Here is a 16,800-nt window from a genome sequence, read left to right as displayed (position 1 = left end):
GAATATAAATCGCTTGAACATATTTTTAATTAAACGACACATTTAAATAAGTTACCCGCAAGAACAGTACGCTATAACTAAATAGTTGCCAGAAAAGACAAGGTTACAACTTTACTTTCCCACCTAAAAGTCACAACTTGACATTTAACACAACATTAACCAACATAGCCAAATGCAATCACTTCCAATCACTAAAACCAAATAAGATTGCTATTAACATACTTACACAATAATAGGTAACTCACATGTTTAAATATAACCCATTAATCCTTTTTCAACTTGTTTCATAGAGGTAAACATCACTTTATTTGATGTTCCTTCATACAGATATAAACAAAAAATTATAACTGCTATAGCAGTCCCCAGGTTTTGTGCACATTTTGCATGCCACTCTTGTCATGCGCGCATAGAGGCACCTTAGTATTTGCAGGGTAAGAATAAATATGGATTTAAGCTTTAGAAAGAAAATAATACTTAGTGTCATCACACCTATTATTGCCATCATAGCAATTTTTGTGCTTCTGACTTATAACAATTCTATTGATACTTTTGATAGCGATTTAGCGCATTATCAAACCGATATAACACAAGCTAAACGCCATCATTTAAAAAGCTTAGTTAGTTTGGCACTCAATACTATTGAAGAACCAATTACAGCGGGAAATAATGAGCAAGCTATAGATATAATAAACAATCTAAAGTTTGATTCAACTAACTATTTTTTTATTATGACCATAGACGGTATTGCTCTGGCAAATGGACGAAACCCAGCAATACGAGGGAAAGATCTCAGTAAAAATAAAAGCGTTTTGAAACAAATCGAAGCTGTAACAAAAAAAGACGGCTATCTAACTTACCTTTCTGGGCGTCCGGGCGATAACTCTGCAATTTATGAGAAGATGGCCTATCTAGAAATGATTCCTGGTACAAATTGGTATATTGGTACAGGCTTTTATATTGATGAAATAGCGCACACTATTCAGGAAAAACAATTGAATGGGGAAATTAAACTTAACTCATTTATTCGTAGCCTCATTTTGGTTGCATTGTTCTTACTTGCAATTGTAATCGCTCTCGCCCTTGTATTTGTTAAACGATTATACGCGGTCATTGGCGGTGAGCCTTATGAAATAGAATCGGTTGTCAAAAAAATTTCATCAGGTGATTTTACAACTACCAGTAATAATACCTCAAACCCGACTGGGATTTACGGTGCAGTGCAACAAATGGTAAATAAATTAAAGAATATTATTTACGATATTAATGGTGCTTCATCGACACTTAATACTTCAGCGGAAGCAATGATAAATAGCGCGCACTCAGTTAAAGAAGATTCTCAGACTCAGATGGAACAGCTTGAGTTAACCGCAACAGCGATGAACCAGATGACTTTTACAGCTGAAGAGGTTGCTCGTAATGCACTAGAAGCGTCAAACTCAACTCAAAAAGCAAACGAAAATGCTAAGCAAGGCAATGAAATCGTTGCTTCTATGAATGAAAGCATCACCAGCTTAGTGTCTGGCATGCAAGAAGTTGAACAGGTGCTCACCGAGCTAGAAGATAAAACCACGGGAATTGGTAGTATTTTAGACGTTATAAAAGGGATATCTGAGCAAACAAACTTATTAGCACTAAATGCGGCTATAGAGGCGGCAAGAGCGGGAGAACAAGGAAGAGGGTTTGCTGTTGTAGCTGATGAAGTACGTCACTTAGCAACCAGAACCCAGCAAAGTACTGATGAGATCCAATTAATGATTACACAACTGCAAAACTCTGCAAAACAATCAGTCTCATTTATGGGCACTAATATGCAAGGAGCTCAGTCTACTTATGAAAAATCTGTCACTGCTAGTAAAGCACTAGCAGATATACGTGAGTCAATTTCCTTTATCGAAAATATGAACACGCAAATAGCAACAGCTGCAGAAGAGCAAACCAATGTAGCCACAGATATAAATAAAAGTATTGTTTCAATTAGAGATTTAGCTAATAAAACGGCTGCGAGCTCTGATGGAACACTTGAAAATGCGAATGAATTATCGACTATATCTCATGAGCTACAGCAAGCAGTAAAAGCTTTTAAATTAGGTTAAACCATACAAAATTCAGCATATCAGCCAGTTTAGAAACTGGCTGATATGCTACTTACGACAAAGTCGCTCGGTAATTAGACCGAAAGTCTCCCTTGGTAATCACACTAATACAACTTAGTAAAAATCACATGTTTGATTATATTATTGTTAACTTTCGATGTTTTAGTTGACGGGTTGTATTTCATCTGTAACGTTAAATGAAATCATCAAGTAGGACTTGATTCAATTTTGAACAAGTAACGATAAATTAGGTCATTTTTACTCTTGGTTACACAGCCTAACAGTATGCTCTTATACTTTAGATTAAAAAGTCGCTTTATGTTTAAAAAGCGACCTGTGTTAAATATGCTGAGCTAGTACAGCTGAGCTAACTAAAATTTAAAATCACTCTCTCGAGTTCAAAAACGATGCTCTTGAGCTTACTTCTTTACTTCTCTCATTCTCATATTTACTAATGTAGTCAGCAGTGCGCTTACGCAGCTCATCAACCTTAGATTTATATTCAGGTAATTGTGCAAGGTTAAATTGCTCCTTAGGATCTTCTTTTAAATTATAGAGCTGTAAGTAATCATTTTTATAAAAATCTACAAACTTCCAAGTATTCGTTCGAACGCCCACCATAGGGGGTATAGACACCCTTTTAGGTTGATACATATGCTCAAAGAAAAACTCATCTCTCCATGAAGGCATTTTTTCACCTTCAACCAGCCCAAGTAAACTATTACCTTGATACGTTTGTGGTATTGCTACATCCGCATAATCTAAAATAGTAGGGGCAATATCAATATTAAGTACTGTTTCATCAATACTTACACCTTTATGTTCACTGTTACGTGGGTCATAGATAATCAAAGGCACTCTAAGGTCTTCTTCCCACCCAAACCACTTACCAGCTAATTGACGTTCATTTAGGCTGTATCCGTTATCCCCGGTGTAAATTACAATCGTATTTTGTAACATCCCCAGCTTTTCAAGTTGAGCGATAATTTGACCAACGCCCTCGTCAACCGCGGTGATTGCACGATAATGACGTTTAATCATTTTTTGGTACATTGCGTCATTGGCATACCTGTACTCCCAACGCACCCGCCCAATAGACTTCTTTAAAAACTCTGGCAACGCCACGAATGTCTCATCATCAGATAACTTTGCAGGAGGAATCGTGATATCACTATATAAATTTTCGAATTTTGCTGGGTAGTGATATTGATTCTCTTTGTCACTATCAAGTGCATGAGGGTTCCAAAAGTTAACATTGAGCACCCAAGGCTTAGAAGTGTCATGCATATTTACAATAAAGTCTTTAGCCTTCTGCGTAATATAATGAGTTTGAGGGATTTCGCTGCCTTTATAAGTGTTTGTTTTTGAATGTAGCAGCGGCTCAAAATAGTCAAACCTATCTGAATCATCACCTGAGAGCTTAATTTCATATTTACCAACGAATCCAGACGTATACCCACTATCTTTTAGTTTTTTTGGATAAATATTGTCAGATTCAATAGCACCGGTTGCTGGTCGACTAAAAGTAAAGTCGTGAGTTCGCTCTGTCAGCCCTGTCAATATACTAATACGACTTGATGCACAAATAGGAGTAGTAACAAATGAATTAGAAAAGCTCACCCCCTGATTTGCTAACGCATCTAAATTAGGTGTTTTTATAATAGGGTGATTTTTGCCTAGCAAATCCCAGCGATGATCATCAGCAAGGATAAAAAGAATATTTGGACGTTTGTTAGTCGTTTTTTTAACATCCCCTCGTTCGGCCCCATGAGAGTTAAACCCTATGGTAATTAAAGTTATTAAAAACAGTGTGTTTAAATACATTTTCATTTTATCCATCCAAAAATTTGCATCACTACTCGGAGTGAAAAAATCAAAACCAATCACCATAATGACTTATTTAGCTTGAAAATGACAGTTTTAATGTTACTGTAAAGAAATATTTGATTAACATACACACACACAAAATGAATAAATCAAGACAACACTGTTTATTTAAGGTATTTGTTAAGCCGTTAATTCTCATATCAATTATGTGCTTAAACGTAGCGTGCAGTAGTGAAAGAGAAACGCCCAGTTCTACACAAAAAGCCTTTGAATCAATTGCTGCTCCCATAGAGTTAAAAGTAGGTGAAGGTTTTGAGTCACCCATTGGTTATTATGAAGGTAAACCTCGTTTTTCATGGGAAATAGCAAAAAATACTCACTCGAATTTTCAGTCATCTTATCAAATCCAGGTAAGCACAACTTTAGACTTACTTTCTAAGCAGCCAGACTTATGGGATAGTAAAAAGGTAAACTCATCTAAGACTAGTTGGATTCAATACCAAGGGCAGCCTCTCTCTTCAAGACAAAACGTATTTTGGCGTGTTAAAGTTTGGGATGAAAAAGGCAGATCCTCCGAATGGAGTGAACCGCAAAGTATAGAGCTTGGGCTATTGACTAATAAAGATTGGCAGGCTCATTGGATCGGTCATCCCAACACTCAAGAAGCTCAAAATCCCTCAAAAAGTACTATCGCTACCCCCCAGTATTTTAGAAAGTCATTTAATATAAACAAAGAAATACAACAGGCTCGCCTTTATATTACGTCCAAAGGGGTTTTCAAACCTTTTATTAATGGTGAAGAAGTTTCTAAAATTGACGTAATGACACCGGGTTGGACACCATACAGTAAACGAATAGAAACCCTTACGTATGACTTGACTGATAAATTAACACTAGGGGAAAACACTCTTGCATCAATATTAGCAGGAGGCTGGTTTTCAGCACGGATAGCCGATTTAAAAGAGACAGATCATACTCACTCCCCTCTTTTACTTGCTCAGCTTGAAATACAATTTACTGATGGCTCCAAACAAATTATCAAAACAGATGAATCTTGGAAAGTAACTCAAAATGGTCCTATTCGTTTTGCTAGTAATTACGATGGTGAACATTATGCACAAGCTTTAGAGCAGCCCAATTGGAATAAAAATGAATTTGATAGTGCTAAATGGCAAAGCGTGTACACACAAAAAATAGATCCAACTATTAAGCTCAGCCCAAAAAGGCACGAGCCTATACGAATCATCGATGAACTTTCACCTATCAAAATTATGAATATTTCAAAAGATAGTGTGGTATTTGATTTTGGACAAAACATGGTCGGTGTACCTGAAATAAAAATACCGGCATTGGCCAATCAAAAAATAAAAATTGAATTTGCTGAAGCACTACATATGGGCGAATTTTATACTGATAACTATCGCAGTGCATTATCAACTAACTACTTCACCCCATCCAAATCTGAACGAATTACATACAAGCCAACGTTCACTTTTCATGGGTATAGGTACATAAAATTATCTGGGTTTGATACCTCAAAAACCCCCTCTAAGGACTGGGTAAAAGCGCTCGTACAGCATTCTGATATCAAGCTGTATGATAACTTTCATTCCTCTCATACTAAGTTAAATAAATTGTTCAGTAATATTAACTGGGGTCTTAAAAGTAACTTTTATGATGTCCCCCTAGACTGCCCTCAGCGAGATGAACGACTTGGATGGACCGGCGATGCAAATGCGTTTATTACGCCTTCAATGTACATGGCTGATGCGTATGGTTTTTGGTCAGCTTGGCTGGAGAGCATGCGAGAAGAGCAAACAGATAACGGCAAAATCCCCTTATATATCCCGTATGTTGAATGGATAAAATGGACCTCTTCAGGCTGGGGTGATGCCGCCACTATTATTCCTTGGGAACTGTACATGATGACTGGCGACAAATCAGTTCTATCAGATAACTACAGTATGATGAAAAATTGGCTAAAGTACCACGAGAGCCAAAGTGATAATCTCATTTCTAACATGCAAACGTTTGGTGACTGGTTACAACCTTACCCGAAAGCGCAGGGGAAAAAAGCAAACCGAGGTGATACAGATTTCAGTTTAATTGGTACGGCATTCTATGCTCGTTCTGTAGAGTTAACGCTAAAGACAGCAAAAGTACTTAACCAGCAGGCTGATATAGAGCAACTAACGAGGTTGCATCAACAAATAAAAGCCGCGTTTAGAAACACTTTCTTTGATCAAAACCTAAAACCAAAAAAAGGTGAGGCCACGCAGACAGCTTATCTGCTTGCTTTGGAGTTCAATCTACTCGAGCAAGCAGAGGTTAAAAAAGCACAGCACCTACTTATTAAGCTCATCGATAAAGCTGACAATCACCTTCGCACCGGTTTCTTGGGAACACCGCTACTAGCATCAGCTTTGCAAAAAGCTGGCCGTAGCGATTTAGTCTATCAACTATTATTTAAAGAAAGTTATCCCTCATGGTTTTATTCAATCAACAATGGCGCAACGACAACATGGGAACGCTGGAACTCCTATTCATTAGAGAATGGCTTTAACCCACAAGGAATGAACTCTCTTAACCACTACGCTTACGGCACTATATCAAGGTGGTTCTATGAAGGAATATTGGGTGTTAAGCCTATAGAAGCAGGATTTAGAGAATTTAACGTTTCACCACAATTTTCTCATTATCTAAATCAGGTTAGCGGAACCATACCAACAACAAATGGTGCCATTGAACTCAATTGGACATTAGAGGGGAATGAAGCATCTATTTCTCTCACAGTACCAAAGAACTCCACAGCTATACTAGATTTGGCTCATTTAAGTAACGTAACAATTTTAAAGCAAGGCAAAGCTGTTACCCCTAAGAAAAGATTAACACCTGGAGAGTACCTGATTAATGGCAAAATTTAATTATATAGCTGCATTACTAATGCTAGCGCTTACAGCATGCAGTACAAGCCAAACAAAGCATGAAATGCATGGCAAAAAGGCTAAAGAACCCGTCAATATACTCGTTTTTTTGGTTGATGATTTACGTAATGATCTTGGCGTTTATGGTCACAAAGATGTAAAAAGTCCTAATATAGATAAACTGGCGAATGAAGGCGTAAAATTTACCAATGCTTATGCACAACAAGCGATTTGTGGGCCGTCTCGTGTCAGTATTATGACTGGATTACGTCCTGAGACGACCGGGCTTTATACAATTCGCAGGGATGGCCGCCTGCGCCCAAATCAACCGGATATTGTTTCTATGCCACAACTCTTTAAAGGAAACGGCTATAAAACTGTCAGCATAGGCAAGGTTTATCACAGTGTAACGGACGACCAAGAAAACTGGTCAACCCATATTAAAAAGCTGGATAACTTTTACGCGAATCCTGAAAACTCAAAAGCTAGATTCGCATATGAAGCTGGCGACGTAGATGACAACTTTTATAAAGATGGCAAAGTAGCAACGGATGCGATCAATACTCTAAAACAACTTAAGGATGATAAATTTTTAATGTTTGTAGGCTTTAGTAAGCCTCACCTGCCCTTTAATGCCCCAAAAAAGTATTGGGGTCTCTATGATCGAGAGCAGTTCACAGTTCCAAGCAGAGATAAACCAGAGAATATGTATAAGCTAGCTCTCACCAAGTGGGGGGAACTTCGCATGTATGGCGGCATTCCGAAAAAAGGGGATGTTGATGATGAGCTCACTAAAACGCTTATTCATGCTTACTACGCATCAGTAAGTTACATGGATGCACAAGTTGGCCGAGTCATGAAAGCAGTCGATGAAATGGGATTACGTGACAATACAATGGTCGTGTTTATGAGCGATCACGGATATAAATTAGGTGAGTATGGTGCGTGGAATAAACACACCAATATGGAATTAGATACAAAGGTTCCCCTTATTATCAGCCGTGAGTTATCACATGAAAACCGACAAGCAGGTGTAACATCAAGCGCACTTGTCGAAAACGTTGATATTTTCCCTTCTGTAGCTCAAGCAGCCGGACTCCCCACCCCTAACATAGATGGTAAAAGCTTATTAGCCTTAGCAGATAACCCTGACATGCCATTTAAGAAAGCTGCTTATAGCTTATTTAATCGTGGAAAAATCATGGGAGTGACAGTGACGGACGGCCTTTGGCGCTATACAGAATGGCGAGATGCTAAAACGCAACGGATTAAGAGTACTGAGCTCTACAATCACACTACCAGCGTTGTAGCAACCGCTAATGTGTCTGGCCAGAGGCAATATCAAACGCTTGAGCAAGGGTTAAAAACCCTTCTGCATGAAAAATTTCCACAAGACGCTCCATCGTTTTATGAAAAACGTCACATAAAAAACAATTAAGAAAAAACAATGAAACTACTTCAGCACACACTAATTACACTCTGTATTTGTATTTCTGGCTGCCAATCGCCAGATGCTACATCACTTAAAGATAATACAACCACACAGCAAAATGAAATGACACATACTTTCACTGCTGACTTCACCTCAGATAAAGAAAAGCTAGGTGAGATTTATGATTTTTTTGATGTCGCAGTAAGGACCGAGCGCGGTAACCCTAAATCTAAACCAGCTACCTTTGGTCGAAAAGCCAAAGTTAATACTGTCCGTATGCTAGGTGGTTGGTACAACCAAGATCTAACTGGTGATACCTATATTTGGGATGGAGAGAAATACGTCTACAATTTTAAAGCCGCGACTGATCGCATTGATAGTTGGCTTGAAAGTGATTGGGATATATTTCAAATAGTGTTAGATAACCCTCCTTGGGCATTCCAGCGTGGTTATAACTTTGTCAACGAGCCTGATGGCATACATTATTTAGCCAAAGACCGAGTCGGCGTTTATGGTAACGGTTTACCGCCAAAAGACGCAAAAGCCTGGCATAACTATATTTCAGAATTCATAAAGCACTTAGTTTCAACCTATGGCGAAGAAAAAGTAAATAATTGGCGATTCAGAATTGGCTCAGAAATAGATACTCGGCCACAGCATTGGGCCGCCACTCAAGAAGAGTTTTTTAAACATTATCAGAACACCGTTTTAGCAATAAAGTCTGTGCTACCTAATGCCATAGTTGGTACTCACTTTAGAGAAGCGACCCATAAAAGTAAGTATATTGACTATACAGGCAACACTGAGGATGCTTATGCCCCAAACTTTGTCAGCTGGGCAAAACAAAATAACGTACCCTATGACTTTTTAGCCATTTCCTATTACCCCCATATTACTCACCCCCATGAAATGGATATGCATGAAGTATATCAAACGCAAATAGCACCAATTCTCGAGCACCCTGATTATAACGATGATGCCCGTTTTGAGATTCATGAGTATAAATTTATCGTAAAAATGAAACGTGCTGGTTTCGTCAGTGTGGCAACGTCGCACAACTCTGCTTTTTTTGCCATGTTGTCAAAAATGATGCTCGAGAAAAACATAAAAGATGTTTACCAATGGGGTAATGCAAGAGATGGCTCCTATAGTCCGGAAGCAATGACGCAACTTGCACTCAACGATATGGTTGGCAATACTTTTTACCGTAATTTACGAGGTGATACTCAATCAATCAGTGGAAATTATATTGATGGTATATTTTCTCAAAACTCAAACAACCAAAACATTGATATTCTTATGTTTAGCTTTAATAAAGAAAACATGGAATATCAAGCACCCGAGCCAATCTCACTTTCATTAAATGTCGGTAAGCCAGTTGGTACCAAGTTTAAATACAGAGTTGCGCAAATTGATAACGCAAGCAATATTGATCAATTATTTTTTGCAGATCACCCTAATGCCATGATACCGCAAAGCCAAGGAGGCTGGCGCAAAGACGATGCTCACCCAACTGCATCAGCGACTAACGCATTAAACGAAGCCGGACTTAAAGTCTATAAAGAAAGCCTACCCAAATATGGAAAAATCAACACGCTCAATTGGAGTGAATGGCGCACATCTGTGACCAAGGAAAGTAAGGGTGCTTCTACCTCATTAGTAGAAATAGACAACACACTGCCCTCTTTCGCGGTGCAAAAATATCAGATCCAGTGGTAATAGAGCCCTAAAAATAAGACTAAGTAGGAATTTGATTAATGCAAAATAAATACTTTCAGCTCGCAGCATTGGCAGTGCTTTTATCAGGTTGTAATAGCAATGATTACACTGCAGATACTCATGAATCACTCAGTACACCGAGTTACCCTGTTAACGATAAAACTAATAGTGATTCTGAGGTTAAGCGTCTTGATTCGGTGATCTATGAATCATTTGAACAAAGAGGATGGAATGCGGAAAATACCAGCCTTAGTATAAGTACACACCAGCCGGGACTCAATCGAGCACTACCGAAAAATTTTTTGTTCACTCAATTTCAAGGACCGCATTCCTTTTCGGTAGAAAGTTCAATTGCACGTTTCGGCAGTTTTTCAGCAAAGTTACATTGGCAGCATGATGAACCTCAAAAATACAATGGTGACCCTCAAGTGCTCGATAATACAGACCGTAAAGCGATGTTTCATGGGCATAAAGCCAGCACGACATTAGCGACTGTTTGGTACGGCTTTAGCGCTTATTTTCCTAGCGAACAAACACAACTAGAGGATGGCCAAGGGGCTCTATTTTTTCAAATTCATGGAGCTAGAGACAAAAATAAAGAACCAAATCGTATCCCACCACTTTCAATAAACTTAGTGGAGAATGGCTTTAATATTGGCTATTCATGGGACAGTAAAAAGACCAGTACAAGTAGTCAAGGTGAAGGTAATGAAACCTTTGATGTTCCAGCTAAGCTAACCGAATACCAAGACCGCTGGGTCGATTTTGTTATCAAGGTAAAAACAGACCCCTTTGAAAATAACGGTGCAATTTCTATTTGGGTAGATGGTAAGCAAATGGTTAACCGTACACATATTAAAATTGGCTATAACGATGACATGGGAGTTTATCCTTCATTTGGTTGGTATCTTTGGGGTAAATACATCAACCGTGATCAAGACATGGTTATGTATCTTGACGAAGTTCGTCAAGCCGAAGGGGAAAATATTAGCTATCAGGACGTTGCACCTAAAGCTAACTAATAGAGCGTTCTAAAGTGGGTTAAGCCAAACGCTAAATTAGTACCGTAAATTTTTAAAGAGAACAATATGAAATTCAAGATTCATACTATTCTGCCATTAGCTATAGCTGTATTTTCTCTAAATGCCTTAGCAGAACAATTATCCCCTGACTCGTTTAATGATCCCCAACAAAGTTATTTACCTAAAACGTGGATGCATGCAATGAACGGTAACTTGAGTAAACCGGGGTTTACTCAAGACTTTAAAGCCATGAAAGAAGCGGGCATTGGAGGGGCTATATTTTTTCATGTACATCGCCGTAATAGGCCCTATTCATCAGATGGTCCAATTCGATTTGGCACTGAAGAATTTTATGACCATCTTGTCCATGCAGCCGCACAGGCCGATAAAAATAACATTGAGTTTGGCATTCATAACGCCGATGGTTGGACTTCAAGTGGTGGTCCTTGGGTTACACCTGAAATATCGATGAAAAGGATCTCTTGGTCAGAGAAAGCTGTGAAAATAAGCCAAGATAATCAACTATTTTTACCCCCTCAACCTGGCTTTTATGAGCAATTTTATCGTGATGTTGCAGTTATTGCGTTACCTGCAAATAAATATAACCAAAGTAACGCGTTTGCTAATGCGAAAGTGACTGTTTCAGATCCTACATTAAATGCAGACCTGCTCACCGACAATGACTGGGATAGCACATTAACTTTCAAAGAAAATAAAGCCAATAACTACTGGGTACAAGTAGAAGTTGATAAGCCAACCACATTGCGTAGTTTACACATTGAAACCCCAAACCGTCATGGTGATGCAGCATTACAAATATCAGCTGATGGTATTAACTTCACTACCGTCGTTAAAAAGCTAAGGCGGCCTCGACCCGGAGCAAGACTATGGGCTTTTAGCCCGCAGCTTGTTAGTGAAGAAACGGATGGCTATAAAGCCAAATTCTTTCGTTTGGTGTTTGACAAACCTATAACACTAAAACGCTTTGACTTATGGTCAGTGCCGCGAATTGATGATTGGTTTTCGATGAATTCGATGGAACGAGGCCGAGTAAGTTTAGCACCAAAAATTAATCCGTTAGCAATAACTAAAGAAAAAGATGTATTAGTGCTAAGTCGCGGCGAATTACCAAAAGATGGGATAAAGCTGCCTAAAGGTAACTGGCGCATCTTACGTTTTGGTTACACAAGCACCGGCGCTTTTAACGTACCGGCAACCATTGAAGGTGAAGGGTTAGAGGTTGATAAGTTTGATGCAAAAGCCTTACGGTTCCACTTTGATGCTTTTGTAGGAAAATTAGTAAAAAAAGTGCAAGCAAAAGGCATTAAGTCACTTAAAACCACTGAAATTGATAGCTATGAAGTGGGTGGACAAAACTGGACCGCTGGGATAGAAAAAACCTTCCAAGAAAAGTTCGGTTACGACTTAATTAAGTGGTTACCTTTACTAACTGGCCGCGTAATTGAATCACCAGAACATACAGGAGCTATTTTACAAGAGCTCCGCCAGCATCAATCAGATTTAATGGTTGAAAACTACTTTGGTGAGTTTACTCGTTTATCACACCAATATGGCTTAGAGTCATACATTGAACCTTATGGCTGGGGCCCTTTTGATGAATTAGCCTCAGGCGGTAAAGCAGACCGCTTAATGGGCGAGTTTTGGGTGAAGTCATTCCCAGGCACAGACAAGGTTTATCATGGGCGAACCAGTGCTGCTATTTCATCAGGTCATATCTACGGTAAAAAAATCATCTCCGCGGAGTCATTTACCTCTACAACCGTTAACTGGAAAGGCCACCCATTCTATTACAAACATCATGGTGATCATATGTGGGCTCGAGGCATTAACGAGACCATGTTCCACCGCTTTGCTCATCAACCAAATAATCACATTAAACCAGGGATGACTATGGACTCAATTGGGTCTCATATCGATCGCACTCAAACATGGTGGAATAACGGGGGGACACATTGGTTTAAATATTTAGCCCGCGGATCGTACCTATTACAACAAGGTGTGCCGGACGCTGATTTTTTAGTACATGTAGGCGATGTTGCACCAGTACGAGGAAATAGTGGTGTTGAAATACCAGCAGGTTTTGGTCACGACTTCACTAATACCGATGTATTGCTTAACCGTATAAGTGTAAAAGATGGCTGGCTTGTCTTACCTGAAGGTACTCGATATAAAGCATTATACTTAACCAAAACTGATTATCTCCACTTAAAAACGTTAAAACGGATACAGTCGTTAGTAGCTGCTGGTGCAACCGTTATTGGTCACAAACCGAAAGATGTGATCGGGTTCAGCGAGTGGCCAAATAGAGACAAATTTAAGCAAATTGCTAATGAGCTTTGGCCAAATACTGCAAGCACCATTAAAGCTTATCAAAAAGGTCTTGTAAGCAATTTAAGCCTTGCTGAAACAATTAAGGAACTTAAATTACAACCTGATCTTTTAATAAACGACGAACCCGTAAAGGTTTTTGCAAAACGCCGCATTGACGGTAATGACTTATACTTTTTTCACAGTGAAAAGCCAGAGTTTCAACAAATCAGCATCGAAATTCGTGATGGCGACGGCTCACCGGAGATTTGGAACAATACGGATGGCACGATTGAACAAGTCCAAAATTACCGCAAAGACGGTAATCGAATCATATTTGACTTAGCGCTTGAGCCTTATGCGAGCCGATTTATTTTGATCCGTCGTGATAAAAACACGCCACAATATAACGGTGCACACTCTCAACTTGTTACAGATATGTACCTAAAAGCCAAGGAAAACAGGATAATCGAAGAGCTAAGCGGCCCGTGGAATATTGAGTTTGACCAAAATTTGGCAGGTCCCGGATCAGTAACATTTGATAAATTACAGGATTGGAGTACCCACCCAAATGAAGGAATAAGACACTATTCTGGCACCGCGAATTATTCCAAAACATTTTCTATCACTGAGGAGCAAATCAGTTCTGATAAAGTGATTTACCTTGATTTAGGTGAAGTACAGCAAATAGCAGAAGTCTCTCTTAATGATAAAAAGTTAGGAACATTGTGGAAACCACCATTCGCTCTAAACATCAGTAAAACGATCAAGGTTGGTCGCAATGAACTCGAAGTAAAAATAACCAATACATGGGTGAACCGATTAATTGGTGACGAGGCACTTCCAGATACCAGTGGCTATAAAATGACAGGTAAAACGGTGCCTTGGCTCAACGCAAACGAGCCACCACCAAAGAGTGAGCGTGTGACTTTCACAGGTTATAACTTTTTTACAAAAGAGAAAAATAGAACGCTTCAGAGCTCCGGATTATTAGGCCCTGTACGCATTATTAAGATAGATTAATAATTTAATACAATTAAAACCTTATCATGAAACCAAGGGGGAAAAATTATATTCACTTGCACAATAGTAAGCCTAAATATTGTGCTAGGAAGTTTATTAAGCATTCAGTAAAGTTAGAATGTCGGCAATAATCGCCTTATTTTCAATACTCTGTGACGAATCACTTTTCATATAATATAAATGATTTAATAATGTATCTATATCGCCTAACTTAGATTGTTCTGATATGGCTAAGCTTCTGATAATACGAAGTATATGGTTTTCACTTACAGGACCCGACTTCACTAATAATTCATACACCGATAAATCAGTATAACTAGTATTGTTCAGCAACACCTCTAATGCTGTATTTTTTATATTGAGACTTTGCGAATACTGGTAAAGGGTTTCAATTGAGGCTTGGTGTAAATTTGCTAATTTAGCGTGTTCAGCATCAGCTAAAAATCTTAATAATTGGAGTTGTTCAATTTCACTTAAATATAAATTAAATACTGTATTTAACAGTTGTGCTTGCGCAGCTTTATCATCTAATGAAAATAATAATTGAATTGCAAAAGTGCGATTTTCCTCAATATGGTGGTATAGAAATTCGTCAATTACTGCTTTAATTTGTTCTGTAGTACCTTGCGCTAAAATTCTTTGCAAATAAATACGATGCTCACCATGCGGCAAATCAACTAATGTATTAAGTAACTGATAATAGATATCAGGTTGAGATTGTGCCAGTTGAGCGACTTTGTTTAGCATTACTTCTGACGATGAAATAATATCGTCATTTGACATGGGTTTACCTAACTTTTCTATCCAACTATTTATATCTCTAGTAAAACTAACACTACTGGAATTTTGTTTATGTAAAAAAGATGGCGAAATAATTACGTCTTTTTCTACCAAGACCTCCTTTTTTAAAAAGGTATCTTCTAGGTCATCAACACTCAATCTCTTCAAATCATCTAGTGTATCATTTTCTGATTGCAGTATTTGCTGCACGAAGAGTAATACAAATAAAGTTACACCGATCAAAAGTGTAACTTTACGTAATGTCATTATTAACACCAACAAGTCACCATTATTCGTTTACAGAACGAATATCAATATAACTATTATAGGTATTTCCGGTGATACTAATAGGTGCATTACCTTGCTTAGACAATGCAATCACTGTTTTATTACGTCTTTGCGAAGTTGAGCCATCAGCACTGAAATTATTATTTCTCATTTGATTTAAAGTACCACCAAGGTTCTCAAAAGTTACACCTCTATATTTACCGCCACCGCCTAACGCACTTTCTGAACCAGCAACTTTACCGCCTAAGTTAATAATGGCGTTACCATTTACTTTTGAATTACGCGTATTTTCTAATAATATCCCTCTTACAGAGCGATTGATTTCGTTATTTTCAATTGTGATATTTGACGCTACACGCCCTGGCAAGTTTTGCTTAATGCTGAGCCCAACTGCAGTGTCTACAATCTCGTTACCGCGCATCACTATACCATCAGCACCACGCTTAGAGGATATACCGTCATATGCGCGCTTAATAACATTATTGATTAAGTGGTACTCACTTCGCATATTCGCATTTTGGCCATTAGCAGATACATAAATACCCGCATCGCGAATACCGTAAAACTCACTATTTCTTACTTCACCACGCTTTACTGAACTCATAAATACACCACTGTCACCGCCCGCATCCGAAAAAACCTTTCCTGAGCCTAACGTTCCGCGCATGAGCACATCATCAACAAGTGCGTTATCTATTCGCTGAGGTCCATTTGTCCACGCCCCCCTTATAGATAATGCATCACCTGTTTTCTGAACTCCTTGCCTAGAAGATGGTACAAGGCTTTGAATTGGAACAACGGTTGAATTATCAGATTTTGAAAACTCAAAATAACCACCTTTCCAATTCACATTTGCGTTTCGCTTATTAGAATAACGGCATTGATCAGAAGCGCTTTTCACCGCATCAATACTAAACATGTCGCCATCAAGCCCTGCTGCCGAAGTGAAGCTAGCTCCTGATGCATTTACCGTTAAATCTTTTCTAACAACGATAGTAATAGGCTTAGATATAGTAAAATCACCAGTGATTGTAACTGGAATACCGGTATTAGTAGCTCTTTGCAGCGCCTCAACAAGTTGTGAATAATTTCCGCTGGCAGGATTAAATGGCTTTTTGGTACAACTATTTTGCACTGCTTGGGCTAAACCTGATGTCGCTGACAGCGATAAAGCAATACTAAGGAACCCCAATAGTTTTATTTTTTTCATTTTATACCTTATATTAACTGACTAAATATGATCAATAGTTAATGATATTGACTATATTGGACTGTTTTTGAATATTACAAAACTAACAAATATTTAACAAGAAAAATAATTCCCAAAATGGGGTCAATGTGAAAAGTGGTGTTTACAGTAAAAT

The 16,800-nt window shown here is 38.5% G+C and carries 9 protein-coding genes; 6 read left to right on the top strand and 3 right to left on the bottom strand.

Annotated features, from left to right (window positions below):
• The first annotated feature begins 443 nt into the window (after positions 1 to 443).
• On the top strand, positions 444 to 2,093 hold the full coding sequence (locus tag ACFI34_RS14935) for a methyl-accepting chemotaxis protein (RefSeq protein WP_462674072.1): 1,650 nt from the start codon (positions 444 to 446) through the stop codon (positions 2,091 to 2,093).
• 384 nt (positions 2,094 to 2,477) lie between these two features.
• Here the strand turns inward: ACFI34_RS14935 and ACFI34_RS14930 are convergent, their stop codons facing one another.
• Entirely contained in the window at positions 2,478 to 3,983 is a 1,506-nt protein-coding gene (locus tag ACFI34_RS14930; RefSeq protein ID WP_462674071.1) for a sulfatase-like hydrolase/transferase, read from the bottom strand.
• Between the two features lie 77 nt (positions 3,984 to 4,060).
• Here ACFI34_RS14930 and ACFI34_RS14925 point away from each other — a divergent pair, with 77 nt between their 5' ends.
• The 5 genes from ACFI34_RS14925 to ACFI34_RS14905 all read left to right on the top strand — a co-directional run bounded on the left by ACFI34_RS14925 (position 4,061) and on the right by ACFI34_RS14905 (position 14,368).
• Positions 4,061 to 6,844 carry an alpha-L-rhamnosidase gene (locus tag ACFI34_RS14925; protein WP_462674070.1) on the top strand — a complete coding sequence of 928 codons (2,784 nt, stop codon included), beginning with the start codon at positions 4,061 to 4,063 and terminating at the stop codon, positions 6,842 to 6,844.
• A complete protein-coding gene (locus tag ACFI34_RS14920; protein WP_462674069.1) occupies positions 6,831 to 8,282 on the top strand; it encodes a sulfatase in 1,452 nt (483 codons plus the stop codon). The genes ACFI34_RS14925 and ACFI34_RS14920 overlap by 14 nt, the downstream gene beginning before the upstream one ends.
• A 9-nt stretch (positions 8,283 to 8,291) precedes the next feature.
• Positions 8,292 to 9,995, top strand: a complete 1,704-nt coding sequence (locus ACFI34_RS14915; RefSeq protein WP_462674068.1) for a GH39 family glycosyl hydrolase — start codon at positions 8,292 to 8,294, stop codon at positions 9,993 to 9,995.
• A 38-nt stretch (positions 9,996 to 10,033) separates the two neighbouring features.
• A complete protein-coding gene (locus ACFI34_RS14910) occupies positions 10,034 to 11,017 on the top strand; it encodes a heparin lyase I family protein (RefSeq protein ID WP_462674067.1) in 984 nt (327 codons plus the stop codon).
• A gap of 66 nt (positions 11,018 to 11,083) precedes the next feature.
• Positions 11,084 to 14,368: a glycosyl hydrolase gene (locus ACFI34_RS14905; RefSeq protein WP_462674066.1), complete on the top strand. Its 3,285-nt coding sequence runs from the start codon at positions 11,084 to 11,086 to the stop codon at positions 14,366 to 14,368.
• Between the two features lie 96 nt (positions 14,369 to 14,464).
• Here ACFI34_RS14905 and ACFI34_RS14900 read toward each other — a convergent pair whose 3' ends face one another.
• Positions 14,465 to 15,391, bottom strand: coding sequence for a hypothetical protein (locus ACFI34_RS14900; RefSeq protein WP_462674065.1), 927 nt, complete (start codon positions 15,389 to 15,391; stop codon positions 14,465 to 14,467).
• 46 nt (positions 15,392 to 15,437) lie between these two features.
• Complete coding sequence (locus tag ACFI34_RS14895; protein ID WP_462674064.1) at positions 15,438 to 16,646, bottom strand: right-handed parallel beta-helix repeat-containing protein; 1,209 nt, start codon at positions 16,644 to 16,646, stop codon at positions 15,438 to 15,440.
• Positions 16,647 to 16,800: the final 154 nt, after the last annotated feature.

Source organism: Pseudoalteromonas sp. PSi26 (assembly GCF_054960575.1).
Note: the sequence above shows the minus strand (reverse complement) of the source record. Positions and strands in the feature narration are given on the sequence as shown.